Source organism: Chitinimonas sp., assembly GCF_041904975.1.
Taxonomy (GTDB): domain Bacteria; phylum Pseudomonadota; class Gammaproteobacteria; order Burkholderiales; family Chitinimonadaceae; genus Chitinimonas.
Genome location: NZ_JAYRLZ010000026.1, coordinates 1 through 26,128, shown reverse-complemented (window position 1 = coordinate 26,128; position 26,128 = coordinate 1). Strand labels below are relative to the sequence as shown.

The following is a 26,128-nucleotide window of genomic DNA, read 5'->3' as shown; positions in this document are numbered from 1 at the left end:
TCATCGAGCACTTCGCGGCACAGGCGGAAGGTTTCTTCGCCGACCTGTTTCACCGCCACGCCATCGGCGAACAGGCCGACATGATCGAGCATCACCCGCTCGCCTGCCGCAATCGAGCGGCGCATGGCATCGCTATCCACCGGCTCCACCCCGATCACCTTGATATCCGGTCGCAGGCGCTTGACGTAATAGCCCAGCCCGGCCGCCAGGCCGCCGCCACCGACCGGGACAAAGATGGCGCGGATCGGGTCCGGGTGCTGGCGCAGGATCTCCATGCCCACCGTGCCCTGGCCGGCAATCACATCGGGGTCGTCGAACGGTGCCGCGTAGGTGGCGCCGGTTTCAGCCAGCAACTGCATGGCATGGGCGTAGGCATCGCTGAACGAGTCACCATGCAGCACCACCTTGGCGCCAAAGCGCTTCACGCCATTGATCTTGATGCTGGGCGTGGTGGCCGGCATCACGATGGTGGCAGGGCAAGCCAGCTTTTGCGCCGCCATCGCCAGCCCTTGCGCATGGTTACCGGCCGATGCGGCGATCACCCCTTTGGCCCGTACTTCGGGGGCCAGTCTTGACAGCTTGTTGTAGGCACCGCGCAGCTTGTAGGTGAATACCGGCTGCATATCCTCGCGCTTGAGCAAAACACGGTTCCCGATGCGCTCGGACAGATTGGGCAAAGGGTCCAGGCCGGTTTCGATTGCCACATCGTAGACGCGGGCGGTGAGGATGCGTTCGAGGTAGTCAGGCGTGCTCATAAACGGGGCAAGGCGTGCAAAAGGGCCTTGCACGCTAGCAGGATTGGCGCGGCGCGGCGAGATGCCGCGCACGTCAATCCTCGTTGGCTCAGCCGCTGATGCTTTCCTTGCCGGTTTCCACATGGCCGGCGAAGCGGCGCACAAAACTGCTGTCGGCGCTGGCCGTTACCACGAAGTCGTACCAGCAGTTGGTATACAGCTCCACATTCCAGTAGTCGCTACTGCTGCCGCCGGCCGGCACGGTGTAGGTCCACGGGCCATCGCTGCGATAGCCTTTCGAGGTGACGGTGAAAGTGACGGCGGCACTGCTGCTGTTGCGCATGGTCAGGATCAGCTGCGCCCGGCCTGGCGTGTCGAAGTTGTAGCTGGCCAGCACTTCGATCTGGCCGCCGACCCCATTGATATTGCCGGCAAAGCGGCGCAGAAAGCCGTTCGGCCCATAGGCACTCAGATCATATTTGCCGGCAGAAATACGCTGCGCGCTCCAGTAGTCGCTTTGGCTGCCACCGGCATCCACCGTGTACTGCCACGGGCCATCGCTGCGGAAATTGTTGGCGTAGATCGGCATATGCACGGCGGCGCTGCCGGCATTGCTCATATCCAGCCAGATCTTGCCGCCGGCCAGATCGCAGCGCGCATTGACATTGGGCTGGTAGGGCAGGGCGCGTGCCGGCTTGCTGCCCGCTTCCTGTACCGGCTGGCTTTGCTGGCTCGGTGCCTTGGGGGCGGGCAGGGTGCTGCACTGGCTTTGCGCCTTCAGCCACAGCGCGGCGGTGTCGGGCATGGCGGGTACGGCCACGCTGAGCTGGCTGAAGTTGAATGCCGAGGTGAGGTCGCCACACACCTTGCGCCGCCAGGCCGAGATATTCGGCTCCTGCACCCCGGTCCAGGTTTCGAGAAAGCGGATCACCGAGGTGTGGTCGAACACCTGCGAGCAGACATAGCCACCACGGCTCCACGGCGACACCACCGTCATCGGCACCCGGGCACCGAGGCCGATGGGCTGGCCATTGATGAATTCGTCAGCCGTGCCGCCCGGTGGCAGCGGTGGCGGTACATGGTCGAAAAAGCCGTCGTTCTCGTCGTAATCGAGCAGCAGCACGGTCGATGCCCACACTGCCGGGTCGGCAGTCAGGGCCTGCAACACCTGGTTGATCATGTCGGCGCCAGCCGCTGGCGACCAGCTCGGATGCTCGGAGGCCGACTCCGGCGCCACCACCCAGCTCACCTGCGGCAGGCTGCCGCCCAGCACATCGCGGCGGATCGCCTCGGCAATATCGCGCACCGTATCGCCGCTGACGGTAGGCACGGATGCCATGCCACGGTCGTACAGCGGATTGCCCGGCTTGGCCTTGCGGTACACATTGAACCAGGCCAGCGCGTTGTCGTCGTAGTTGTCGCTGGCTTTCTGGTACACCTTCCAGCTCACGCCAGCAGCCTGCAGTCGCTCGGGGTAGGTGGTCCAGGCAAAGCCGGGCGTGCTGTTGTCGGTAATCGGCGTGCTGCCGTTCTTGCCGCTCGACATCATGCCGCTCCACAGATGCAGGCGATTGGGGTCGGTCGGGCCGTTTACCGAGCAGAAATAGTGGTCGCAGATGGTAAAGGCATCGGCCAGCGCGTAATGAAACGGGATATCGGCGCGCTGGAAATAGCCCATGGTCATCGCACCCTTGGCGGCAATCCAGTTGTCGTACTTGCCGCCGTTGCTGGCGCTATGGCCGCCGCTCCAGCTGTGGTCCAGGCCGCTCATGCACTGCGCCTTGCTGCTGCCGGTATCCAGATGAAACGGCAGCTGGCTGCCGCCGACCTTGGGTTGCATGAACACGCTATTGCCATTGCGCAGCTGCAGCGCCGTGCGGTCATTGAAGCCGCGCACTCCCTTGAGGCTGCCAAAGTAGTGATCGAAAGAGCGATTCTCCTGCATGAAGATCACCACATGCTTGACCGCTGCCAGCGAATTGCCGGCTGGTGCAATGCTCATGGCGGCGCGCAGGCCATCCGGCACGGCGGCATGCGCCGCGGTGGCGGCCGTTGCGGCCAGGAAACTGCGGCGTGACAGCTTGCTCGACATGGTGGTGCCTCCATTCTTGTGGGGAATGGGAGGTGATTGGAGCACCGGTAAATGTCGGGGATGTCACGGCGGGGTGACAGGTGGGTGAAGCTTGGGTGACAGTGGCCTGCTCCGACATTGCTGCCCGTGCAGCCACCTACGCTGAGGGCCTTGTATGGCGGCAAGCAGCATGCGGCCGGTGCCTGTATCGACAGCATTGATGGGCATGTGCGACCAAGTAGTCCGCTCTTCATCGAGACGCTCACCATGCGCCCACTTTTCTTGCTGTCAGTCCTCGCTGCTGCCCTTGCCAGCCACGCAACCGTTTGCCAATCAGGTCAGGCGCAGAGCGGCAGTCAGCGCGTTTCGCTGCTTGAGCTGTATACATCGGAAGGCTGTAGCAGCTGCCCGCCGCTGGATCGCTGGCTGTCAGCTTTGCCTGGGCGTGGTTTGGCGACGCAACGGCTTGTACCGCTTGCATTCCATGTCGATTACTGGGACTACATTGGCTGGCGTGATCGCTTTGCCAGTCCGCGCTGGACGCAACGACAATATGAACGGGTCAGACAAAGCGGCTTGCGTAGTGCATTCACCCCGCAAGTGGTGCTCAACGGCCGCGATGTGTCGGCCAATCCGGATCTCGGTTTGCGTCGCGCCCTGGCTCGGACCGAGGTGGCGCCAGTCAGTATTGCGCTGCAGCTTCGAGCGCTGGGTTCAGATCTTGACGTGGCGCTGCAGGTGCAAGCGGTCGGCACGCCGCAATCGGGCAAGGTCTACCTCGCTCTGTATGAGAACGGCCTCGGTTCACAGGTTCAGGCGGGCGAGAATCAAGGCGTTTTGCTGCGCCATGATGCGGTAGTCCGGGCTTTGCTTGGACCATGGCTGCTCGATCAGCAAGGGCGCTTGTCGCGGCGTGACAAGCTGCCGACCGGTGATGTGCTGCGCATCGAACAAGCCGGCGCGGTGGCCTGGGTGGAAAACGATGAAGGCGTTGTCCTGCAGACCGTGGCGCTGCCCTGCGGTGTTTGACGCACCATTAACCACGATGGCGGCTGGACCAGCCGATCAGGGCCACCCCGGCCAGGATCACGCCGATGCCCGCCAGCAAGGGCCAGCTGACCGCTTCGTCGGCGATCAGCCAGCCGAGAAACAGGGCTACTACCGGGTTGACGTAGCTGGAACTGGTGGCCAGCGCCGGGCGTACGTTGCGTAGCAGCCAGACAAAGGCCGAGTAGGCGATCAGCGAGCCAAACACCACCAGATAGGCGAGCGCCGCTACCGCAGGCCAAGTGGGTGCGCCGGGAAAGCGTTCGCCCAGCAGCAGGGCGATGGGTATCGATACCATGCCGCCGACCAGCATCTGGATGGCGGTGGACATGGCACCAGCTGGCAGGTCCAGCCTCGGCATCAGCGCCGAGGCGATTGCCCAGGCGATGCAGGCGGCCACCACCAGCGCCACGCCGCGTGGATCGCCAGCGAGGCTGCTATCCAGATGCATCAGCACGATGCCGGCCAGCCCGAGGCCGATGCCGGCCCATTCCAGCGGACGGGCGCGGCTGCCCAGCAGCTGGTTGATGATGACGGTGAGCAAGGGCGTGGCGGCCACGATCAGTGCAGTCGGGCCTGACGGCAGGGTTTTTTCGGCCACGCAGGTCAGGGCATTGCCGATAGTCAGCATCAATAAACCGATCAGGCCGGCATTGGCGGTCTGCTTGAAGGTGGGCAGGGCGGTGCCGCGCACCAGCAGGGCGCCGAACAGCAGCACGCCGGCGATCAGATAGCGGGTGCCCGACAGTACATAGGGCGGAAAGCTGAGCAAGGCGAACTTGATGGCGAGGTAAGTAGAGCCCCAGATCAGCCAGGTGGCGGTAAGGCAAAGCGGAATAATGAATTTGGCATGGCGTGTCGGCATCGACCAAGCTTACCATCGTCCGCCTCGTTACTTGGCAGCCAACTGGTTTACATCTCGATGAGCAGCGACCCCAAACATCTGGTATCCGACGCCTACTGGCGCTCGGCCAAGGTATTCAATCTGTTCCGCGCCGTGCTGGCTCTGGGCCTTGCCTCGGCCAATCTGCTGTTGCACCGGCAGATGTTTGGCGAGCTGGAAAACCGCACGGCGCTCGATGTGCTGTTTATCGGCTACCTCTTGCTGGTCGCCGCCAATGGCATCTGCCTGCGGCTGCGCTGGCCGCGCTTTCGCTTGCTGCTGACCGCCCAGGTGGCTGGCGACATCCTGTTCATTGTCGGCATCATGCATCTTGCAGGTGGCCTGAAAACCGGGGTGGGCCTGCTCTTGCTGCCCAATCTGGCTGCAGCCGGCTTGATCAGCCGCGGCCGCACCACCTTGTTCCATGCGGCCCTGGCCAGTATCGCGGTGCTGCTGCAGCAGCTGGTGCAGGCTATGGGCGGCGGTGGCGCCGATTTTTTCCAGGCGGCCATGCTGTCGATTGCCTGTTTTACCTCGGCTTGGCTAGCCTACCGGCTGGCAGGTTACGCCTCGGAGTCGGAGCAGCTGGCGGCGCGGCGCGGCGCCGATCTGGCCAATATGGCGCAGATCAACCGGCTGGTGATGCAGGATGTATCCGATGGCGTGATGGTGCTCGATGAATTCGATGTGGTGCGCCAGTTCAACCATCGGGTTGAGCAGACACTGGGCAGTGGCCTGATCGCTGGCAAGACCCGTCTGGCCGACTACAGCCCGCCGCTGGCCCATGCGCTGGCGCACTGGCGTGAAGGCGGTACGCCCACCATGACCGAATTCGACGCACTGCGTCTGCGGGTGCGACCGCGCTTTATGCCGGTCAAGGTGGGGGTGTCGTCCAGCGGTACGGTGATCTTTCTCGAAGACACCGCGCGTTTGCGGCGCGAGGCGCAGCAGGTGAAGCTGGCGGCACTGGGGCGGCTCACCGCCAATATCGCCCATGAAATCCGCAATCCCTTGTCGGCCATCAGCCATGCAGCGCAATTATTGGCCGAAGACAAGTCTGATCCGGCTACTGCCCGCCTGACCCGCATCATCACTGACAATACTCACCGGCTGGAGCGCATGGTGCGCGAGGTGCTGGACCTGAACCGTCGCGATCGCGCCGAGCCGGTGGATATCCGGCTGTATGACTGGCTCAGCCGTTTTGCCAGTGAGTTTGCCGAGGTTGAGCACTTGCCCGCGGCCTTGCTGCTGGATTGTCCGCAAGGCGCGGTGGCGCGTTTTGACGAAGGGCAGCTGCATCAGGTGCTGTGGAATCTGTGTCGCAATGGCTGGCGCTATGGCAAGAAGCAGCATGATTCGTTGCGATTGCGGGTAGCCCGCCTCGACGATTCCTGGGTGCTGGAAGTACAAGATGATGGCGCCGGTGTGGCGGCGGATGACATTGGCAAATTATTCGAGCCGTTTTTTACTACCGATGCCAAAGGAACCGGTCTGGGCCTGTATATTGCGCGCGAAATTTGCGCAGGAAATGACAGCGTGCTGGAATATGTGCCCCCGGCAGGGCCGCTTTCCCCTGCTGGCGCGTGTTTTCGCATCGTTTTTCCGGCAAAGCCCACATGAATTGTCCACAGTTCAATCCCGGTCTGCGGCTTGATAGGTCTCGCCAAGGCGGATTGTTCACTCTCCAAGGTCAAACAATATGAGTAAACGCAGCAATAAATCTCCTCGTGTATTGGTGGTTGACGACGAGCCGGATCTGCGCGAACTGGTGGAGCTGACCTTGCTGCGCATGGGGCTGGACGTGGAAACCGCCGATGGTGTGGCGGCTGCCAAGGCACGGCTCGATGCCGGCGGTATTGATCTGTGCCTGACCGATATGCGCATGGGCGATGGCAACGGGCTCGATATCGTGCGCCATATCCAGTCCAGCGGTGCCGATGTGCCGGTTGCGGTGATTACCGCCTATGGCAGTCTGGATAATGCGGTAGAAGCCCTGAAAGCCGGCGCGTTCGACTACCTGGCCAAGCCGGTATCGCTGGAGCAGCTGCGTACCTTGGTGCGCGCTGCTCTGGAGGTAGAGAAGCCGCCGATCAAGGGAGCCCAGGCGCGATCAAGTGGCCCGTTTATCGGCGATTCAGCGGCGCTGCGTGAAGCACTGACCCTGATCGAAAAGCTGGCGCGTAGCCAGGCGCCGGTGTATGTCACCGGCGAGTCGGGCAGCGGCAAGGAACGGGCGGCAAGATTGATTCACAATCAGTCCAGCCGTGCGGCAGCACCGTTTGTGCCGGTCAACTGTGGCGCCATTCCGGAAAACCTGATGGAAAGCGAGTTCTTCGGTACCAAGAAGGGCGCGTTTACCGGCGCCGATGCCGAGCGCGATGGTTTTTTCCAGGCGGCTGAGGGCGGTACGCTGTTCCTCGATGAAGTGGCCGATCTGCCGCTGGCCATGCAGGTCAAGCTGCTGCGCGTCATCCAGGAAAAACAGGTGCGCAAGCTTGGCGACACCCGCGAGACCCCGGTCGATGTGCGCATCATCTGCGCCACCCACCAGGATCTGGGCCGCTGCGTGGAGGAAGGGCGCTTCCGTCAGGATCTGTATTACCGGCTCAATGTAATCGAATTGCATATGCCGGCGCTGCGCGAGATGCGCGACGATATCCCGGCCATTGCCCTTGGTCTGCTGGCCAGGCTATGCAGCCATAACGGCATGGTCGAGCCAGCCCTGACCGCCGAAGCGCGCGCTGCGCTGGTGGCCTACGACTTCCCCGGCAATGTGCGCGAGCTGGAAAATATCCTCGAACGTGCACTGGCCCTGTGCGATGGGCAGAGCATCACGCCGGAAGACCTGCAGCTGAAGCGGGCGGCTGGCGACGAAGCCCTGCCGGGCGCAGCGATAGGCGACAAGGCGCCCTTGCAGGATTACCTCGACCGCGTGGAGCGCGAGGCGATCATCGAGGCCTTGGATAAAACCCGCTTCAACCGCACCCAGGCGGCCAAGATACTGGGCGTGACATTTCGCTCACTGCGCTACCGGATGGAGCGGCTGGGTATCCAATAGACCGATCGGATGTGGCGTGGCGAAGCCGAATCGTTCGTCCCCGTCACGCCTCATTCCCTATGGTCGCGAGCGTTACGCAGCTGTCGTCAAGCCTAGTTGTGCCGACAAGGCGGCGATTTCATCACGCCATTGCTGCTGCACCAGCGGCCGTTGTTGACGCGGCTTGCGTGCCAAATCCTCAGCCAGCCGCGCTTCCAGCTCGCACAGGCGGGCTAGCAGGGCATCGCTATCATCTGCGGCTGCCGTCGATGCGACCGGGCTGTGCCCTACCGTGCTTTCGCCAGCTGCGCCTTGGGGCTGGCCATCCTGCAGGCGGGCATAGGCAGACGGCGCATCCTGCCAGATTTCCAGCTGGCCCTGCCTGATCAACCAGAAGCGATTGCAGCTGCGCTCGATCAAGTCCCGGTCATGCGATACCAGCAATACCCCGCCGGGGAAACCGGCAAGCGCATCGCCCAGTTCATCCTTGCCCTCCAGGTCCAGGTGGTTGCTCGGCTCATCCAGCAGCAAAAGATGGTAGCTGGCCAGCGATAAACCGAGGAACAGCAGGCGGGCTCGCTCGCCGCCACTCAGGCTGGCCACCTTCTGGCGGTGACGCGGGTAGGCGAAGCCGGCCGAGATCAGGGCGTGGCGCCTGTCTGCCTCGCTGACTTTGCCGCCCAGCCGGGCATAGGGCTCCAGTGCCTCGACCAGATCGGCGCCATCGGCCAGCTGTTGCTGGCTCTGGTCGTAGTAGCCGATGGCGGCATGGGCGTGCACGGTGATGCCGGGCGCGGTTCCGCTCGCCTGTACCGCCTGCCAGCACTGCCGCAACAGTGAGGACTTGCCCATGCCGTTGGCGCCGAGCAGGGCTACCCGATCACCCGCCTTGAGACTGGCGGCTGTGACCTGGAACAGGGGCGGCAATCCTGCGTTGGCGCGCACGCTCAGTTGCTCCAGTGCCAACAGTCGATCCGCCGGATGGGCTTGCCCGTGCAGCTGCAAGCGCCACGGGCTGCCCTCGCTGAGCACGGTTTGCTCGCTGCGCAGCCGCTCGGCCATCTGCTGCATGGTCTTGGCCTTGCGCGCCAGCTTTTCGTTGTCGTAGGTGCGACCCCAGATCGCCCGCCGCTGGCTGCTGCTGTCGATGCGATCGATCTCCTTTTGCTCGGCCGCATGGCGCTGACCGGCGGCCTGGTCCATGGTGGCCAATTCGGCGCGGGCGGCGCTGCAGGGCCGATCAAAGTAGTGCAAGCGCTTGTCACGCAGGATCCAGCTCTGCCGACAGACACGGTCGAGCAGCCGCGCATCGTGTGACACCAGCACGAAACCGCCGCGCCAGTTCAGCAGGAATTGCTCCAGCCACAGCAGGGCAGGCAAGTCGAGGTGATTGCTCGGTTCGTCGAGCAAGAGCAGGTTGGGCTCGTGCAACAGGGCGCGTCCGAGCAGCAGGCGGCTATGCTGGCCGCCACTGAGACCTGCCACCGGGATGTCGGCTTGTGCTGGCGAAAAGCCCAGCTCCTGCAACAAGGCTTCGACACGCCATCGTGCATCCGGCGCATAGCCGATGGCCTCGCTCAACGCGTCGAACAGGCTCAGCGTGGCCAGCTCGGCAGGCAGATGTTGCTCGACATATTGCAGACGCAGGCTGCGTGCGCGCTGCAGCGTGCCGCTATCGGCCTCGCCTTGTCCGCTCAGCAAGGCGAGCAGGGTGGATTTGCCACAGCCGTTGTGGCCGATCAGGCCAATGCGATCGCCCAGTTTGAGGGTGAAGGAGAGATCCTGGAACAACACGCCGTCGGCGGTTTCCAGTTGCAGGGAAAGTGCGGAAATCAGTGTAGTCATCGCTCATGCCATTCGTTCGGGATGCAAGCATCCTCATCAACAAAGGCGCTGACGATGGGAGTCGGGAAGAACCCGGTATTGGGTGGCAAAGCGAATGTGCCAGCCGATGAGTCGGTCTTGCTCCGACCCCTTATCGCAGCGCGCTGGATACGGGGCAGGAGCGGGCGTACATGCCATAAAGGCGTGCAAACCAGACGGTGCACGACGACAGAACCATATTTTTAACCTCCTTTCTGTGTTCAAGTGCTCAGGGTGGGGCGCTTAATCTAGCGGCAGTCGATAAGGTGTGGCAAGCCCGGCAGGGCGTAAGCCAACGCGGCACGGTAAGGCAAGCAAGGCGCTCCCTGCTTCGCGGCTGCTTGCTTGCTCGCCGATGTCCCGTGCCTTTGGGAGGTGTGCAGGTTTGCCAGTGGCTGCACGGCCTTGGAATTCACATATCGCGCCGGGCAAACGCGCCGGAGCTCGGATCTGCCTGCTGCATTGGCTGAATTGCAACAGCTCACCACGATAGCTTTGCACATGCCGTATGGCGGATTGTGGCCGGCATGCTGGCTAAACCGCATCAGCAAGCCGATTTCCCGCCCCTTCGGTTTGGTGAAAGCGGCTTAAAGCAAATTTTCATGACAAACGGATATGTCAATTGGATATTGAATGGTAAAAATGCCGCCGTTTTTACCAGTCCGTAGTCTGTCGTGTCCACACTGTCTGCCCTGCCCACGCTCGAACACATCGTTGATGACGATACCAGTCGCTACGATGCGCGCGCCTATCGCCTGGCGCAGGCGGCGCTGCGTGGCAAGCCAGCGATCGATGCGCGGCAGTTCGGCCGGGTAAGCGGCATCCGGTCTGCCTACATCCGCCGCAGCGTGTTCAATGGCCTGGCCGGAGCGGGCCAGACCGTGTTGCAGCGCGATGCGATGGCGCGATTCCTGACCCTGGCCAATAGCGGGCTCGCCGTTGATCGGCGCCGCGCCGCTTTTATGGCATTGGCCAATGGCGAGCCGCAGTTGCAGGAGCGGCACTTCGGCAAGCTCTTGTACAGTGCGCTGGATATGCCGGACCGGCAGCGCAAGCTGGCCCTGTGCCGACGCCTGACCCAATCGATGTTCGCCGATCCGGATGGGCAGGGCCAGCGTAGTCAGCTCGATTGCGCCAGCTTTGGCCAGGCTTTCGATCAGCTGGAAGATGCACCGAAGCTGCTGGCCAGCGATGAGATCAACTGGCTGGGCAAACTGCGCCGCTCGCGTGAAGTCGATTCACTGCTGGACTGGCTGCAGGCGCCGCACCAGCGCCTGTTGCTGGCGTGGATTGCCGGTTTTGTCGCCTTGTGTGTGGCGGTATTCGCCTGGAAGTTTTTCAGCTACCGCGCGCGCGGCGCCGACCTGGCCATCCAGATCGCCCGTGGTGCCGCCGCCTGCGTCAATCTCGGCACGGCTTTGGTGGTGCTGCCCATGCTAAAAGGCTTGCTGACGCCACTGCACCGCCGCCTGCCTTCGGGCGTGCTGCCGTTTCAGTCCCTGCGTACCTTGCACAAGCTGATCGGCTACTCGCTGATCTTGTTCAGTCTGGTCCATATGGGCGGGCAGATCACCCATCAGGCGCTGCTGCACAACGACCTGAGCCAGTTCCTGCTGCAGACCATGCTGGGCATCACCGGTCTGGTGCTGCTGCTGGTGATCGGCCTGATGGTGTATTTCGCCCGTGCCCGCTTTTATCGCAAACCACGCCGCTACCATTGGTTCCGGCAAAGCCATCGCTTGTACCTAGTCTGGTTCGCGCTGATGCTGTGGCATAGCCCGATGTTCTGGGCCTGGGCTATCGTGCCCGGTGCCCTGTATGCCCTGAACCGCTTGTGGCAGATGCAACGCCAGGCACAGCTTTCCTGCCTGTTTGCGCTGGAGCCGCTGGCTGATCAGGTGCTGCGGGTTGAATTGAAGCGGCCGCCCGGGTTCCGTTTTCAGGCCGGCGACTATCTCTACCTGCGTATTCCGGAAATCGACCGCCAGCAATGGCACCCGTTCACCCTGTCGTCGGCGCCGGAGGCGGACCGCCTTACCCTGCATATCCGCAATGCCGGTTACTGGACTGGCCAGTTGCACCAGCTGGCGCGCGACAAACCCGAAGGCCTGCTGCCCCTGCCGGTGCAGATAGACGGGCCCTATTCGGCGCCCAGTGTGGTGGCGCTGCGCAGCAAGGTCACCATCCTGGTAGCCGGCGGCATCGGCATCACGCCTTATGCCTCATTGCTGCAGCATGTCGCCTTGCAGGCTCAGCAAGGGCAGATGCGGGTCAAGGAGAAAATCTATGTGTTCTGGGTATGCCGCACACCCGAGGCGGTGAGCTGGATCCGGCCGATTCTGAACCAGCTGGCCTGTGGCCCGGCGGGCGCGCAGGTGGATGTGCGCATCTACTGCAGCATGGTGCAGCGTAATCTGGGCGATCTGGCACTGCAGATTGCCAGCGAGCGCTACCACTTGCGCCATGGCCGCGATGCCGCCACCGGCAGCCCCTACCGGCTGCGCTGGGGTCGTCCGCAGTGGCGGCAGGAGCTGGCTGATATCTGCCAGCGCCACGCCGGGGAATCACCCCAGCTATTCTTTTGCGGCCCGACGCCATTTGCGGCGGAAATCAAGGGGCATTGCCAGAAGCTGGGTATCGGCTTTGCGCAGGAAATTTTCTGAGGGCTGATGCGCGGTATGTGGGCCAAGAATGGAGACGGCAGCGGCCGTCGCTTTTGCGCAATCGAAGCAGCCCCTATCGGTCGACAAACTATTTCCTGATTGTGTCCCTTGCTCAGCCAAGCGCCGAGCTGTGGGTGTAGGTCGGAATTGATTCCGACAGCGCATTTTTTTGCGATTGCATCGGGATAAATCCCGATCTACCAGGAAAATTGCTGCCCAAGAGACAAAATCGTCTTGCCGATCAGCCAGCCATCGGACCGTAGCGGCGCATCGCTTCCACCGCGAGACCGGCGCCGATGCTGCCGAACAGATCTCCCTCTACCGGCCGCGCCTGCGGCAACTGTGCGGCAATACGCTGGCGCAGCATCGGAATGCCGCTGGAGCCGCCGGTAAAGAACACCGTATCGATATCCTGGCGGGCCAGATTGGCGTCGCGCAAAAGTTCGGCCACGGTGAATTCGACATCATCGACCAGCTGGGCAGTGGCTGACTCGAAGGTGTCGCGGTCGATCACGTGGGTGAGACCTTCCTTGATCCGGTCCAGCTGCAAGGTGGCCGAGGCGGCATCGGACAGGGCGATCTTTGCTTCTTCCACCCGCAGTGCCAGCCAGTGGCCTTCGCGCCGCTCGATCACCCGCAGCAGGCAGTCGAGCCGATCTTTGTCCAGCGCGTCGCGATATACCTCTTGCAACTCGCTCCAGATCTTGCGGTTGTAGTTGAAATTGATGGTGTGCCAGGTCGCCAGGTTGAAAAAGTAGCTCGATGGCACTTCGGCATTGTTCTTCAGTCGGCTTTTGTAGCCGAGCAACGGCATGATGCCGGCCAGACTCAGGTATTTGTCGAAGTCGGTACCGCCGATATGCACACCGGCGTTCGATAGCAAATCGTCGCGCCGGTCATTGAGCTTGGCCCGCTCGGGGGAGAGGCGCACCAGCGAAAAGTCCGATGTACCGCCGCCGATATCGGCAATCAGCACCAGCTCTTCGCGGGTGATGCTTTGCTCGTAATGAAAGGCGGCGGCAATCGGTTCGAACTGGAAGCTGACTTCGCGGAAACCGACAGCATGGGCGGTTTCAGCCAGCGTCGCTTCGGCGCGTGCATCGGCGGCCGGATTGTCATCGACGAAATGCACCGGACGGCCGAAAACGGCGGTATCAAAGCTGCGGCCGGCACTGAGCTCGGCGCGGCGCTTGATCTCACCGATAAAGTGTTGCAACAGCTCGCGAAACGGCAGGGCGCGCCCCGCCACCTCGGTCTGGCCGTCGATCAGGCTGGAGCCGAGCAGGCTCTTCAAGGAGCGCATCAGCCGGCCTTCATAGCCATCGAGGTATTCCGCCAGCGCCTGCCGGCCAAAGCAGGTGGCGTCTTCCTCCACATTGAAGAACACCACCGAGGGCAGGGTGACCTTGCCGTCTTCCAGTGTCAGCAAGGTGTTAGCGTCAGGGCGTAGCCAGCCGGCGGTGGAGTTGGATGTGCCGAAGTCGATGCCACAGGCGCGGGCGGAGAGTGACGACATGGCGAACCTCGAAATGCAAAAGGGGCGCGGATGCTACGCACAAGCCGCCAGATTGTCCAGTTTTTTGAGCCGGATCAGGGGCTTAGTGCATGCAGGGCGCGTAGCGGGTCAGTTGGGCAGATCGCGCTTGAAGAAATCGCGGTAATGATCGGCCAGTGCGTCGGGGGCATCGATGGACATCTTCAGGTCTTGCAGCAGGCCGTCAGACAGGCGGTAGGACCAGCCATGCACGGTCACTTGCTGTCCGCGCGCCCAGGCATCTTGCAGCACCGTGGTCTGGGTGGCATTGACTACCTGCTCGACCACATTGAGTTCGCACAGCTTGTCTTCGTGCATTTCAACCGGGAATTTATCCAGCCAGCGGCTGTGTACGCGCTTTAGGTCATTGATATGGCGCAGCCAGTTGTCTGCCAGCCCGACGCGCCGCTGTTCCAGTGCCGCACGTACGCCGCCGCAACCATAGTGACCGCAAACGATGATGTGTTTGACCTTGAGCACGTCCACAGCAAACTGGATGGTGGACAAGCAGTTGAGGTCGGAGTGGACGATCAGGTTGGCAACATTGCGGTGCACGAACACTTCGCCCGGCAGCAGGCCGATCAGCTCATTGGCGGGTACCCGGCTGTCGGCGCAGCCTATCCACATATATTCGGGCGTCTGTTGCCGCGCCAGTTGCTCGAAAAAATCGGGCTGTGCCGCCTTGATGTCATCCGCCCAGCGGCGGTTATTGGCAAACAGCTGGTCCAGTTCGTCAGTCATCGGAAAGTCTGCATCGGGAAAGTGCGGCATTGTACCGATACCGGCCGACACTGGCGGTCTACCCGTCTGTCGGTTGTCGTTCCGACTTGGCTGGCCATGCTTGAATTCGGCAGGGGCTTTACCTAACTTCTAACTCCGTGCCTCTGGAGCTGCGACCATGAAAAAACGTTTCGCCAGTTATCTGCTGTTGGGCAAGGCCGCCTCCCTGCCGGCCCTGGCTGCTATCCCGCCCGATTACAATGATTTCACGACTACCAAGCTCACCTTGCTGGAAATCCCCAGCGGCAGTGTGGCGCTCTCGCAAGGCGGCCCTTATGGCGCGGGTGGGGGGGCCACGGTGTGCGTGGGCGGCGGGATTCCCGAGAAAATGTCGGTCGTGGTGACCGGCGTGCGCCCCGGCGATACGGTGTGGGTGCTGGCCTCGCAAGACAAGGACGACGTCAATCTGCAAGGCTTGTCGCAAGATCTGCATATCGGTTTGAATGGCGTAACCATGGCCAGTGTGTTCAGCCATCAGCAGGCGACGGCATTGGCGCAGGCTTCGGTCCCTGGTGAGCAGGTCAGTGCGGTGACCGTAAGCATCAAGCTCAACGATCTGGCGGCGCGCGGTATTTCGCTCAAGGCTGGCAGCAAGTTCTATATGCAGGCAGTCATCGAGCCACAAGGCCAGAGCGGTGGCTCGGGCGCAGCCTACTGGAAGGCGTTGCGCTATTCCGAGCTTGACGAGATTACCATTTCTGCGTCGGGCGGCTCATCGTCCTATGGTGGTTATGGCTGCAGCGCATATTGATTTTGGCTGACTCGATCCAGCCTGAAACGAGCGAGCATACCGAGGGCGGTCGACTGCTATTGCGCAGCGGCCGCCTTGGTCTGATGCGGGTGGATGAGACCGACCTTCCGCTACTGTGGGCGGTTACGCAAACCCCCGACTTCGGCCTGTTCTGGCCACCTCCGCTTCCTGCCTCGTTTGCCGAATTTTCCGGACGCTACCAATTGGTGCAGGGCGGCGATCTGCCTCTGGAAATCGATGTATTGGCCTATCGCGACCGGCAGCCTTTCGCCTGGTTACGACTCACCGCCATCGATTACCACCACGCCAAGGCGGAGTTCTCGGTGTATGTGCATCACGGCCGCGGTAGTCGGCTGGCCTTGCTGGCGATAGCTGCGGTGCTGGAGATGGGCTTTGTGCGACTGGGTCTGGCAAAGATCAGCTGTTGCATTCGCGCCGACAATCGCGCTGCGCAAAGTTTGGCCGGGCATTTCGGCTTTATGCTGGAAGGGTGCCTGCGCGGCGAGATACGGCTTGATGGCGGGCGTATCGATTTGCTGCGCTATGGCCTGTTTGGCGATGCCTGGTTTGCTGGCGAAGTGCATCAGCGTCTGTTGCCTGCATTGATGGAAAGGACACGATGAAGCGTACCTTGCTGATAGCACCGCATCCCGATGATGAAGTGATTGCCTGCGGCGCCAGTCTGGCGGCTGCCGCTGCCCGTGGTGAGACCATCAGCATCGTGGTGATCAGCGATGGTGCGCAAGGCAAGGCCACGCCCGAGTTGCGGCGCAGCGAGTGTCTGGCAGGGTTGGCCGAGCTTGGGCTGGATCAGGGCTGCGCCATGTTCTGGGATTATCCCGATGGCGCCATCCCGCTGGACCAGGCGTTTCTTGTCCGCTTGCGAAGCCAGGTCAAGCTGCTACGGCCCGACCGCATCCTGCTGCCTTCGCCAAGCGAGCAACATGCCGACCATCGTCGTACCACCCGCGCCTGTCTGCTGGCCCTGACTGGCCATTGGCAGGGCGAGCTGTGGTTTTACGAAACCGTATCGCCCATGCCGGTGATCAACTGGCTGGAACCGTGCGGTCGATTCTGGGAGCACAAGCAAGCGGCACTCGCCTGCCATGGCAGCCAGCTTGCGCAATATGACTACGCCCGTTTGTGCGACAGCCTGGCAATCATGCGCGGGGTCAGCCAGGGCTGCGAGCGGGCCGAGGCGTTTCTGGTATTCGATTGGGATGGCAGCCCGCAAAACTTCTTCGAGACCACACCCTTGCTGTCGGTGGTGGTGCGCGCCTCGCGCATGCCCATGCTGCACCATGCGCTGGCCAGCCTTGCTGCGCAGGAATACGACATGCTGGAAGTGGTGCTGGTGTGGTTTGGCGAAGAGGCGCCCGATTTGACCGCTTTCCCCGGCTTGCATATTCGTATCGTTCAAGGGGTGCACAATCGCAGCGACAATCTCAATCGCGGCATTGCCGCAGCGGATGGCGAATACATCGCCATCCTGGATGAGGACGATGTGCTCGATCCGGAGCACTATGCCAATCTGATCACCGAGCTGCGCGCCGATGCGCGGATCGACCTGGCCTATAGCCGCACCCGTCTGCGTCAATGCGAGCTGGTAGAGGGCGGGGTGCTGCCCGGTGCGGTGCTCGATGTGCTGGGTGAGCCGGCCAGTGCGGCGCGGCTGCTGCTGGGCAACGTGATCCCGATTCACGCCTTTGTCTGCCGTACCAGCTTGTTGCGCGGCTACCCGTTTGATGCGGCCCTGCACGCTTATGAAGATTGGGACGTCATCGCCAGCATGGCGCTGGATGGGCGGCGGTTTGCCCAGATCGATGCGGTAAGCGCCGAGTATCGTTTGTTCGATCAGGGAGCCTCGCTGAGCGAGGTGCATCAGGCGCGCGGCTATGAGTCATGGCGACAGGCAGTCCGCCATAAACTGATCGCGCGACTGCAGTCGCACCACCTTGATGAGTTGTTAAGCAATTTGCTGGCGCTGCAGGCCGAGCGGGACCGCGAGTTGCTGGCGCGGCACGGCTTGCAGGAGCAAGTTGCCTTGCTGCAACAGGCCGGCGCGCAGGCCGCGGCGCTGGCCGCGGCGCTGGCCGATTACAGCGCACGTGCGCTGGTGCAGTCCGGCGCACCACAGAGCACCCTCGATGCCGGCAGCGCCTGTGCCGCCTTGGCGCTGGCGCGCAGCGGACCGCGCTTCACCATTGTCATGCCGGTGTTCAATACCGATGCCGCTTTGCTGGAAGAAGCGGTGCAGTCGGTGCTGGACCAAGCCTATCCGAATTGGGTGCTGTGCCTGGTCAATGATGGCTCGACCACACCTGCCACCCTGGCCTGCCTGGATCGCCTCGCCAGCTTGGCGCAGGGTGAACAGCGCCTGCGCATCAGGCATCTGGACGGCAATTGCGGCATTGTCGCTGCCAGCAATGCGGCGGTGGCGCTGGATGATGCGCCGTGGATCAGCTTTGTCGATCATGACGACCGCCTGCACCCGGCGGCACTGTTCGAGCTGGCACTGGCACTGATGGAGCAGCCCGCCGCGCGCCTGGCCTATACCGATAGCCGCATGATCGATCGGGCCGGCGCCCTGCTCAATACCTTCCACAAGCCGGATTGGTCGCCGGCTCTGTTGCTGTCGATCAATTACCTCAATCATCTGACGGCGATTGATCGCTCCTTGTTCGAGGAGATCGGTGGCTTGCAGCCGCGCTACCAGGGCTCGCAGGACTACGCCATGGTATTGGCCTGTGCCCGGCGGCTGGGCGCGCACGAGGTGGTCCATATCAACAAGCCGCTGTATGACTGGCGCACTACCGAGACATCGGTCTCGTATAACCCGGCGCAAAAGCCTGAATGCAAGCCGGCCGCCGCGCTGGCGGTGGCCGACCATCTGCGCGAGCTGGGGCTGGCCGGGGCGACTGCCGACTGGCGTAACGATTATCCCGGCGTGGTTGCCGGCTGGGCGGCGCCCGCCATGGCGGTACATATCGTGATTCCGACCCATGCCAATGCCAGCGGGCTGACCGCCTTGCTTGATGCGCTGCTGGGTACGGAGGGCACCCAGTGGCGGGCAACCGTGGTGCTCAATCGTTGTCGCGACGGCTATGCGCAAGCCCTGCGGGCACGGCTGGCAGACGAGCGGCGCATCGAATGGCTGGTGGATGAGCGGCCGTTCAACTGGTCGGCACTGAATAACCGGGCTGCTGTTACCTCGAACGAAGAGGCACTGCTGTTCCTGAATGACGACGTGTTGCCGCAACAGGCCGACTGGTTGGCGCGCATGCTGCGCTATCTGGCTCTGCCCGGCGTCGGCGTGGTGGGCGCACGCCTGCATTATCCCGATGGCGGGCTGCAGCATATCGGCATCGTGCTCGACCCGGATCAGGTGGCCCACAATCTGCAGGATGTCGGCCGACGCCACGAGCGGGTACTGACCCGCGAGGTCAGTGCGGTGACCGGGGCGGCCATGCTGGTGGCGCGACCGGTATTCGATGCGGTGGGCGGATTCGATCCGCATTTTGCGGTGAACTACAACGATGTCGATTTCTGCATCCACGCCCGTGCGCTGGGCTGGGGCGTCGTGATGGCCATGGATGTGGCGCTGCTGCATGCCGAATCGAGCACCCGCATCACCGCCACGGACGACCCGGTGCTGTTGGCCGATGGTGCGGCCATGCGCGGTAAGTGGCCGCGCGATGCCTTGCTGGAAAAGCTGGATTCACGTTACACGGTGGAGTTTTCCACCACGCGCATCCTGCATGTAGGCGGAGCTGACTGATGCCGGAACTGCGCTTTCGTCCCTTTGTTGCCAGTGATCTGCCGGCTCTGGCCCATGCCTTCGCGGCCGCCTTTCATGTGCCGCGCAGTCTGGAGCAGTGGCGCCACTGCATGCTCGATACCGAGGCCTGCGGCATGCTGGCGTTTGCCGCAGACGACCCGACACCGCTGGCGTTTTATGGTGCGACTGTGCGTGAGGCCAGCTGGTGCGGCCAGTCAATCAAGGTCGGCCAGATTGTCGATGTATTCAGCCATCCCAAGGCACGCGAAGCCTACCCCGCCGTGTTTGTCCACAATGCCCAGGCGTTTTACGCGCAGTTTTGCGGGGCTGGTGCCATCCAGATGCTGTATGGCTACCCCTCGAAAGGGCCATGGCGCCAGGGCGAGCGGGCATTGCAGTATCAGCGCCTGCAGGCGCCGCTCTGGCTGCAATGCCTGTCGGATGGGCGGCTCGGCAGCCAGGGTTTATCGATGGCAGGGCAGGTCGTGAAGCTGGTCGATTTGCAGCTGACAGCACTGCCGCAGCACAAGGCGCTGTGCTTTGCCGATAGCAGTGCCTACCGGCAATGGCGCTATCCCTTGAGCGATTCGCGCTACCTGGGTTATGGCCTGCACGGCATTGGCGAGGCGCGGCGCCTGGGGGAGCTGGTGTTTCGCCTGAAGGGCGACACCGCCTATCTGCTGCGTTGGCAATTGCCCGATCAGGCACTGAGCGGCGGCTTCTGGCTGCGGGTGACTCGCCAGCTTGCCAATCGTGGCGTGGCGCGTATCCAGCTGATGCTGGCGCAGCAGCATCCCGAACTTGCCCGGCTGGCGGATCTGGGCTTTGCCGGGATCGCGCCGGTACTGCCGCTGATCCCCTGCTTTCGCGTGTTTGATGCGCAGCTCGATACTACTGCCTTGCAGAGCGCGTTTTACTACAGTCTGGCCGATACCGATCTGTACTAGGCTCTGTTGATGTTTTGTCGCGATCCGCCGACAAAATATCAACAGCGCCTAGGGGCGATCCAGCGCGTAAGCCACCAGGGTTTCCAGCGACAGCCGGTCCAGCACATCCTCATGGGTGCTGGTCAGCACCACCTGCGGCGCATGGCCGGCCAGCAGTGCTTCGACAAAGCGCTCGGCGCACAGGCACCAGCGCTCGCCTGGTTTCACGCCAGGAAAGCTGTATTCCGGCCGGGGCGTGGACAAATCATTGCCGCGCTGGCGCGAAAATTCGAGAAAGCCGGCGGTGGCTTCGATGCAGACGATATGCCGGCCGCGATCATCCGGCCCGGTATTGCAGCAGCCGTCGCGGTAAAAGCCGGTCAAGGGTTGCAGGCTGCAGCTTTGCAAAGGCTGGCCCAGTACATTCAGCGCTTGCTGGTGCATATGCTTGGCTCCGCAGGAAATCCGGCGAATATCACCCGGTTGAAGCGGCGGGTCAATCGATTCCCCCGGTGCAGATTCGGCCAAGGCATGCCAACATGACGCACTTTCTACCGTAGGACTTCATGCCATGAATCACGCCGAAGCACTCGCTCACTACCAATCGTTCAAGCAGCAGGGCCTCAAGCTCGATATGTCTCGCGGCAAGCCGGCGCCCGAGCAGCTTGATCTGTCCAATCATTTGCTGGCCGCCATGCCCGACTTCAAGGCAGCCGATGCTACCGATACCCGTAATTACGGTGGCGCAGTAGGCCTGCCAGAAGCGCGAGCCCTGTTCGCCAGCTTGCTGGATGTGCCGGCCGCCCAGGTGGTGGTCGATGGCAATTCCAGCCTGGCCCTGATGCATGACACGGTGGTATTCCATCTGCTGTACGGCGCCACTGGCGGTACGCCGTGGAGCAAGCAAGGCGAGATCAGCTTCCTGTGCCCGGTGCCGGGTTACGATCGCCACTTCGCCATCTGCGAAGCGCTCGGCATCAAGATGATCAATGTGCCCATGCTCGATGGCGGCCCCGATATGGCGCTGGTCGAGAAGCTGGTCAGCGAGGATGCCAGCATCAAGGGCATGTGGTGCGTGCCCAAGTACAGCAATCCGGGTGGCGTGGTGTATTCCGACGAGGTGGTGCGCCGTTTGGCCGGCATGAAGACGGCGGCCGGCGACTTCCGCCTGATCTGGGACGATGCTTACCGTTTCCACCATCTGTCTGACGAAAACATCGCCATTGCCAGCGTGATCGACGAATGCGCCAAGGCGGGCAATCCTGATCGCGCCATCGTGTTTGCCTCGACCAGCAAGGTCACCCTGGCCGGTGCTGGCCTCGCGGCCCTGGCCTCCTCGCCTGCCAATATCGCCTGGTGGAGCAAGCATGTATCGGTACGTACCATCGGCTCGGACAAGATCAACCAGCTGCGCCATGTGCGCTTCCTGAAAGACCGGGCCACGCTGGAAGCGTTGATGGAGCAACACCGGCAGATTCTCAAGCCCAAATTCGATGCAGTACTGGCCCAGTTCGATGCCCTGCTGGGCGGGGTGGCCGAGGTGAGCTGGACTCACCCCAAGGGTGGCTATTTCATCGACCTGCTTACGCCACCCGGTAAGGCGCGTCGCACGGTGGAGCTGGCGCGCGAGGCCGGCATCACGCTGACCCCGGCCGGAGCCGCTTTCCCCTATGGCAAGGACCCGGCTGACCGGCATATCCGCATTGCGCCAAGCTTCCCTTCCCTTGGCGATATCACGGCGGCGGCACGCGGCATTGCACTGGCCTTGCTGGTAGCCATCGGCGAATAAGCAGGCTGACCAGGCGCGCATTGCGCGCCTGGTGCATTTTCGATGTGAGGCCGGCATTTCGCTTGCCTATACTCATCGGATGTTGACGCTAGTCTTACGCATCGCCTGCCTGCTGTGGGCCGTGTCGCTCGCAGCCAATCCGGCCAGTTGCAGCCGCGCCTATATCGCTTACACCTCGGCAGGGCTGGGCTACGACACGTTTCGTGATGCCCAGGGACAATTGGCGGGTTTCAGTATCGATTTTTACCGCGAGCTGGCGCGTCGCTCCGCCTGTGCGATCAGCGTTGAGGATGTGCCGCCGGCCCGGCTGGAAGCGCTGAGCAATAATGGCCGGGTGGCGCTGCTGGCGATCGCCGGTGACCGTCATCTGCCCGATCGGCAGTTTGTGCCGCTGGTTTCGATGAGTACTGATCTACTGGTACTGCGCGACTTTGATCTCAAGTCGCTGACCACGGTGCGCAGCGATGGCCGGGTGATTTTCGGCAAGGTGGCCGGGCTGACCTATGGCGATTGGGGCAACCGATTGTTCGAGCAGATTCCCCCCGATCGCATCGACACCTCGCCCACCGTTGAAGTGCTGTATCGCAAGCTGGCCGCGGGGCGGATCGGCGCGACTTTCGGTTTTTCGCTGATGTACCAGCGCAATATCGAGCAGGCGCAATTGCAGCAGCGCCTGTTGATCGTGCCACTCAGCGAGGCGCCGCGTGGGATTGCCGGCATGGTGATCACCAGTGCCCTGGTCGATGAGCGGGATGCGCAACATCTGGTTGCCGTGGCCGAAGCAATGCGCGCCGATGGTACGGTGCAGCAACTTCTGGCGCGCTGGCTCGGCGACGCGGTGGCAAGGGATCTGGTGTGGCGTGCCGCACGGGATGCGCCGGCGCATTAGCTGTTTTTTTGCTCCGGGCGGTGCTGGCTCGCCTTGCGCACCGTATTACGGGCAAGCCGCTTTCAAGGCCGCATCGAGATAGGGCGAGATGCTGCCCAGATCGAGCAGACTGCTGCCATGGGCGGCATCAAGAAAATACAGATGGCGGGTGCTGGTATTCTGGGCAAGGTTCACGCCCAGATAGACATTGGCCGGCGGGTAGTAGCGATAGGCATAACCGCCATCCTGATTCGTCAGGGCGCGCGGGCTGAGCAGGGCGGGATAGTTGACCTCGCCCCAGCCCATGATGCAGCTGGCGTCATCGGTTACCGGGTTGGCGATATAGGTGGCGATATTGGCTAGGTCGGCATCGCCAAGTACCAGGAATTTCATCGACGGATTGCTGCTGATTTGTTGGCGGATCAGACCAGGATTATCAGCTGCACCGAGCAGGTCGATCTTCATCGCGTTCGGTGGCCGACCATGACAACCCAGGCAATTGCTGGTGTACAACGCTTGGCCCGCATCGATGCTCAGGCCGGCTGCCGCACACAGCAGTGTGCTGGCCGCCAGCACACTGCGGCCAAGGCGATACGGTGAAAATGCCGGCCTGATCATCGATATTCCCCGCCTGCTTTAGACAAAGCCGAGGTTGCTGCTGGCAAAGCGCGACAGATTCGGCAGCACCGTTTGCAGATCGCCAGCGCTGACCCCCAGCCAGCTGGCCAGGGTGGCGGCATATTGGTCGACCGAGGTCGTCGGCACCCAGCGACCGCCGCCATCGGCATCATCCGGCCCGTTCAGTTGCAGGGTCGGGAAACTGCCATACACATCGCCACCCTTGACCGCCCCGCCCATGATCAGCTGGTGATTGCCCCAGGCATGATCGGTACCGGTGGAGTTGGGTTTCAAGGTGCGGGCGAAGTCAGAGACGGTAAAGGTGGTGACCTTGTCGGCGAGGCCCAGTGCGACCGTTGCGTTGTAGAAGGCCGACATGGCGTTGCCGAGCTGGCCCAGCAAGGTTTGCTGCACATTGAGCTGATTGCTGTGGGTATCAAAACCGCCCAGTGATACATAGAACACCTGGCGCTTGAGGCCGGTGGCAGCGCGCTGCTCGATCAGCTTGGCCACGATGGCCAGCTGGGTGGCAAGGCTGCCGCTGACGCCGCTGAATGCCGCACTGACGGTGGCGCTGCTGCCCTGGATGATGGGGTTGATCAGCGCCGCGTTGGCAATGGCCTGTGACAGCAGATTTCCCGAGGCGCCAACCAGCGGGTTGCCGGTATCGATTCCGAGGATCTTTGCCAGCGTGGCGTTGCGCGTTTGCGCGGCTGTGCTGCTGCCATTGTCACGCAGGCCGAAGGAGCCACTGCTGGGTACCACCAGTGGCGCAGTCTGTTTTCCATTGTTGAACAGGCTGGAACCGGCAATCGACATCAGTGCCGGCACTGTAGCTGCGCCATTGCTTGACAGCACCGCATCGGCAATCCGTCCGCCCCAGCCGGTGACGGTCTGCGACACCGACTCGGCGCTCTGCCACTGATGCTGTTGATCGGAGTGGGAAAACAGGCTGTAAGGCGTCTGCTTGGACCGGGCGCGGTATTGTGCTGCCGTCATCGGAAAAACCAGGGTACCGACATTGGCCAGGGTCGCCAGCTTGCCTTGCTGATAGAGCGGCGCGATCGGCGCCAGTGCCGGATGCAGGGCGAATGATTTGCCTCCCTGGCTGGCTGCGCTGCCCAATGCAGCAAGGCCGGTCGACGGCAGCGCCAGGGTGCCGCGAGCCGCAGCATAGGCGGTATACCCGCTATCGCTTGGCACCAGCATATTGTTACCGTCATTGCCGCCATACAGGAAAATGCAGACGAGTGCCTTGTAGTCGTCAGTGGCTGGCGTGGTTGCCAGGGCCTGCATCCAGCCCCAGGGGGCGGCGGCGGCAGACAGGGTGGCCGCCTTGAGGAAATCGCGACGTGAGAAGGTCATTTCAACGCTCCACCATGAATTGCGGCGTATTGGCCACGAGATAGATTGCGGTCTGCGCCCGCACCTTGGGGTCAGTCGATACATTGCTTACCGCTAAGATCAGCTGGCTGCGCGTATCAGGCGGCATGGTGCCGTGCATCAGCAACATATTGAGCCGATCGACCAGGGCGCCCGGGTTACTCGCCAGTGCGATATAGGGGGTGAGATCGAGATAGGTGCCGGTGGCACCGCTTACCGTGGTATTCGGCTGGGCGGCATAGACGATATTGCCGCTGGGCGTACTCAAGGCTGCGCTATATACGAAATTGGCGCGAGCCAAGGCGGTTGCCGTGTTCTGTATGCCGAATTCCGGTGCCGCCTGGCCGCTCGAGAGGCTGTAATCGGCCGGGTAGTAATTGAATACCGTATCGGGGTAAAACAGGTTTTGCCCCATTTCATTACTGCGGTCCTTCAGCCATACCCCATCGCTGATGCCACCGAGCGAGCGATAGAAATGGGCCATGAACAGGGCCGGCTCACGCAAATGCCCGTAACTGCCCTCGGCATGCATGCCGCCGCGTGCTTCCGGGTCAAGCAAGATGGCGCGCACTACGGCACCCATATCACCGCGTACGCCGCTGCCATTATTGTTGAAGGTGGCGGCTACGCGGCTGATGTAGGCCGGGCTCGGATTGCTGGTCACCAGATGCTGGATCAGTTGCTTGCCGATAAACGGGCCGACATTCGGGTGCATGAATACATTGTGGATGGCAGCGCTGAGGTCCTGTGCCGAGGTCTGGCCTGCCGGCAAGGTGGCGCCATCCAGCAACTGCTTGCTGCCGGTGTCGTGGTAGCTTTCCACCGCGATCATATCGGCGCCGTAGTAATTCGGATTGAACGACTTCGACACCGCGCCGGGCACCGGCGCATAGGTCCAGCCGGTAAAGGTCCGGGCAAATCCCTTGATGACGTTCTCGTCATAACTGGGCAGAGGGTTGCCGCTGGCGTCGAGCTGCACGCTGCCATCGAGGTTCAGCTTGTACAGGCCGATGGAGAACAGCTGCATCAATTCGCGCGCATAGTTCTCGTTCGGCTGCTGATTGGCATTGGTGGACTTGGGGTTGTTGACCATGTCCAGGTAATCCCCCATCGCTGGCGACAGGGTGATCCTGGTCAGGATCGTTTCATAGTTGCCAAAGGCATTGTCGAGCAGGATGTTCTGGTAAGGAACATTGGCGTAAGGCTTGCTGATGGCAAATACCTGGCCCGAAATCACCAGAATCTGCGACAAGGCAAACGCGACGCGCTGGCGCAGCTGGTCCGGAGCCGAAATGGCGTTTTGCAGGAACTGGCGCTGGACTTGGTACAGCGAGTAGTTGTCACGGGCGCAGATGGAAGCAGGGCTGGCCGAATTGCCCTCACTCGTGCATGTGGCCGCTTGA

20 protein-coding genes are annotated in these 26,128 nt (G+C 62.3%); 10 read left to right on the top strand and 10 right to left on the bottom strand.

Annotation, left to right across the window (positions count from 1 at the left end):
• A partial coding sequence (locus ACE3OH_RS04445) for a pyridoxal-phosphate dependent enzyme (RefSeq protein ID WP_374348989.1) occupies positions 1-755 on the bottom strand: 755 nt, incomplete at its 3' end.
• A gap of 88 nt (positions 756-843) precedes the next feature.
• On the bottom strand, positions 844-2,826 hold the full coding sequence (locus tag ACE3OH_RS04440; RefSeq protein WP_374348987.1) for a phosphocholine-specific phospholipase C: 1,983 nt from the start codon (positions 2,824-2,826) through the stop codon (positions 844-846).
• Between the two features lie 246 nt (positions 2,827-3,072).
• Between ACE3OH_RS04440 and ACE3OH_RS04435 the strand changes: the two genes are divergently transcribed.
• Positions 3,073-3,834: a DUF1223 domain-containing protein gene (locus tag ACE3OH_RS04435; RefSeq protein WP_374348984.1), complete on the top strand. Its 762-nt coding sequence runs from the start codon at positions 3,073-3,075 to the stop codon at positions 3,832-3,834.
• Between the two features lie 7 nt (positions 3,835-3,841).
• Here ACE3OH_RS04435 and yedA read toward each other — a convergent pair whose 3' ends face one another.
• Positions 3,842-4,717, bottom strand: a complete 876-nt coding sequence (gene yedA, locus ACE3OH_RS04430) for a drug/metabolite exporter YedA (RefSeq protein ID WP_374348982.1) — start codon at positions 4,715-4,717, stop codon at positions 3,842-3,844.
• Between the two features lie 57 nt (positions 4,718-4,774).
• On the opposite strand from yedA, the gene ACE3OH_RS04425 reads away from it, so the two are divergent.
• Both ACE3OH_RS04425 and ACE3OH_RS04420 read left to right on the top strand, forming a co-directional pair.
• Positions 4,775-6,355, top strand: coding sequence for a nitrogen regulation protein NR(II) (locus ACE3OH_RS04425; RefSeq protein ID WP_374348976.1), 1,581 nt, complete (start codon positions 4,775-4,777; stop codon positions 6,353-6,355).
• Between the two features lie 79 nt (positions 6,356-6,434).
• Positions 6,435-7,793, top strand: a complete 1,359-nt coding sequence (locus ACE3OH_RS04420; protein WP_374348975.1) for a sigma-54-dependent transcriptional regulator — start codon at positions 6,435-6,437, stop codon at positions 7,791-7,793.
• Positions 7,794-7,865: 72 nt separating this feature from the next.
• On the opposite strand, the gene ACE3OH_RS04415 is transcribed toward ACE3OH_RS04420, so the two are convergent.
• Positions 7,866-9,617, bottom strand: coding sequence for an ABC-F family ATP-binding cassette domain-containing protein (locus tag ACE3OH_RS04415; protein WP_374348973.1), 1,752 nt, complete (start codon positions 9,615-9,617; stop codon positions 7,866-7,868).
• Between the two features lie 692 nt (positions 9,618-10,309).
• On the opposite strand from ACE3OH_RS04415, the gene ACE3OH_RS04410 reads away from it, so the two are divergent.
• Positions 10,310-12,298, top strand: coding sequence for a ferric reductase-like transmembrane domain-containing protein (locus ACE3OH_RS04410; protein WP_374348970.1), 1,989 nt, complete (start codon positions 10,310-10,312; stop codon positions 12,296-12,298).
• A 241-nt stretch (positions 12,299-12,539) separates the two neighbouring features.
• On the opposite strand, the gene ACE3OH_RS04405 is transcribed toward ACE3OH_RS04410, so the two are convergent.
• Complete coding sequence (locus tag ACE3OH_RS04405) at positions 12,540-13,814, bottom strand: Hsp70 family protein (RefSeq protein ID WP_374348968.1); 1,275 nt, start codon at positions 13,812-13,814, stop codon at positions 12,540-12,542.
• A gap of 108 nt (positions 13,815-13,922) precedes the next feature.
• Complete coding sequence (can, locus tag ACE3OH_RS04400) at positions 13,923-14,573, bottom strand: carbonate dehydratase (RefSeq protein WP_374348965.1); 651 nt, start codon at positions 14,571-14,573, stop codon at positions 13,923-13,925.
• Between the two features lie 157 nt (positions 14,574-14,730).
• Between can and ACE3OH_RS04395 the strand changes: the two genes are divergently transcribed.
• Genes ACE3OH_RS04395 through ACE3OH_RS04380 form a run of 4 tightly spaced genes read left to right on the top strand, consistent with a single transcriptional unit; the run spans position 14,731 to position 20,088 of the window.
• The gene (locus tag ACE3OH_RS04395; protein WP_374348962.1) at positions 14,731-15,363 is read left to right on the top strand and encodes a hypothetical protein; all 633 of its coding nucleotides are present in this window, start codon (positions 14,731-14,733) and stop codon (positions 15,361-15,363) included.
• 2 nt (positions 15,364-15,365) lie between these two features.
• Positions 15,366-15,986, top strand: coding sequence for a GNAT family N-acetyltransferase (locus tag ACE3OH_RS04390; protein ID WP_374348960.1), 621 nt, complete (start codon positions 15,366-15,368; stop codon positions 15,984-15,986).
• Positions 15,983-19,141 carry a glycosyltransferase gene (locus tag ACE3OH_RS04385; protein ID WP_374348958.1) on the top strand — a complete coding sequence of 1,053 codons (3,159 nt, stop codon included), beginning with the start codon at positions 15,983-15,985 and terminating at the stop codon, positions 19,139-19,141. The genes ACE3OH_RS04390 and ACE3OH_RS04385 overlap by 4 nt, the downstream gene beginning before the upstream one ends.
• Positions 19,141-20,088 carry a hypothetical protein gene (locus ACE3OH_RS04380; protein WP_374348955.1) on the top strand — a complete coding sequence of 316 codons (948 nt, stop codon included), beginning with the start codon at positions 19,141-19,143 and terminating at the stop codon, positions 20,086-20,088. Before ACE3OH_RS04385 ends, ACE3OH_RS04380 begins: the two co-directional genes overlap by 1 nt.
• A gap of 48 nt (positions 20,089-20,136) precedes the next feature.
• On the opposite strand, the gene ACE3OH_RS04375 is transcribed toward ACE3OH_RS04380, so the two are convergent.
• A complete protein-coding gene (locus ACE3OH_RS04375; protein WP_374348953.1) occupies positions 20,137-20,511 on the bottom strand; it encodes a DUF2237 family protein in 375 nt (124 codons plus the stop codon).
• A 127-nt stretch (positions 20,512-20,638) separates the two neighbouring features.
• Between ACE3OH_RS04375 and ACE3OH_RS04370 the strand changes: the two genes are divergently transcribed.
• Together ACE3OH_RS04370 and ACE3OH_RS04365 are read left to right on the top strand one after the other, a co-directional pair.
• On the top strand, positions 20,639-21,856 hold the full coding sequence (locus tag ACE3OH_RS04370) for an aminotransferase class I/II-fold pyridoxal phosphate-dependent enzyme (RefSeq protein ID WP_374348951.1): 1,218 nt from the start codon (positions 20,639-20,641) through the stop codon (positions 21,854-21,856).
• Positions 21,857-21,935: 79 nt separating this feature from the next.
• Positions 21,936-22,745, top strand: coding sequence for a substrate-binding periplasmic protein (locus ACE3OH_RS04365; protein WP_374348949.1), 810 nt, complete (start codon positions 21,936-21,938; stop codon positions 22,743-22,745).
• A gap of 45 nt (positions 22,746-22,790) precedes the next feature.
• On the opposite strand, the gene ACE3OH_RS04360 is transcribed toward ACE3OH_RS04365, so the two are convergent.
• The 3 genes from ACE3OH_RS04360 to ACE3OH_RS04350 form a co-directional block, all read right to left on the bottom strand.
• The gene (locus ACE3OH_RS04360; RefSeq protein ID WP_374348947.1) at positions 22,791-23,342 is read right to left on the bottom strand and encodes a cytochrome c; all 552 of its coding nucleotides are present in this window, start codon (positions 23,340-23,342) and stop codon (positions 22,791-22,793) included.
• Between the two features lie 18 nt (positions 23,343-23,360).
• Positions 23,361-24,707, bottom strand: coding sequence for a DUF1501 domain-containing protein (locus ACE3OH_RS04355; RefSeq protein WP_374348944.1), 1,347 nt, complete (start codon positions 24,705-24,707; stop codon positions 23,361-23,363).
• Position 24,708: 1 nt separating this feature from the next.
• The coding region (locus ACE3OH_RS04350; protein WP_374348938.1) for a DUF1800 family protein at positions 24,709-26,128 on the bottom strand (1,420 nt) is incomplete at its 5' end.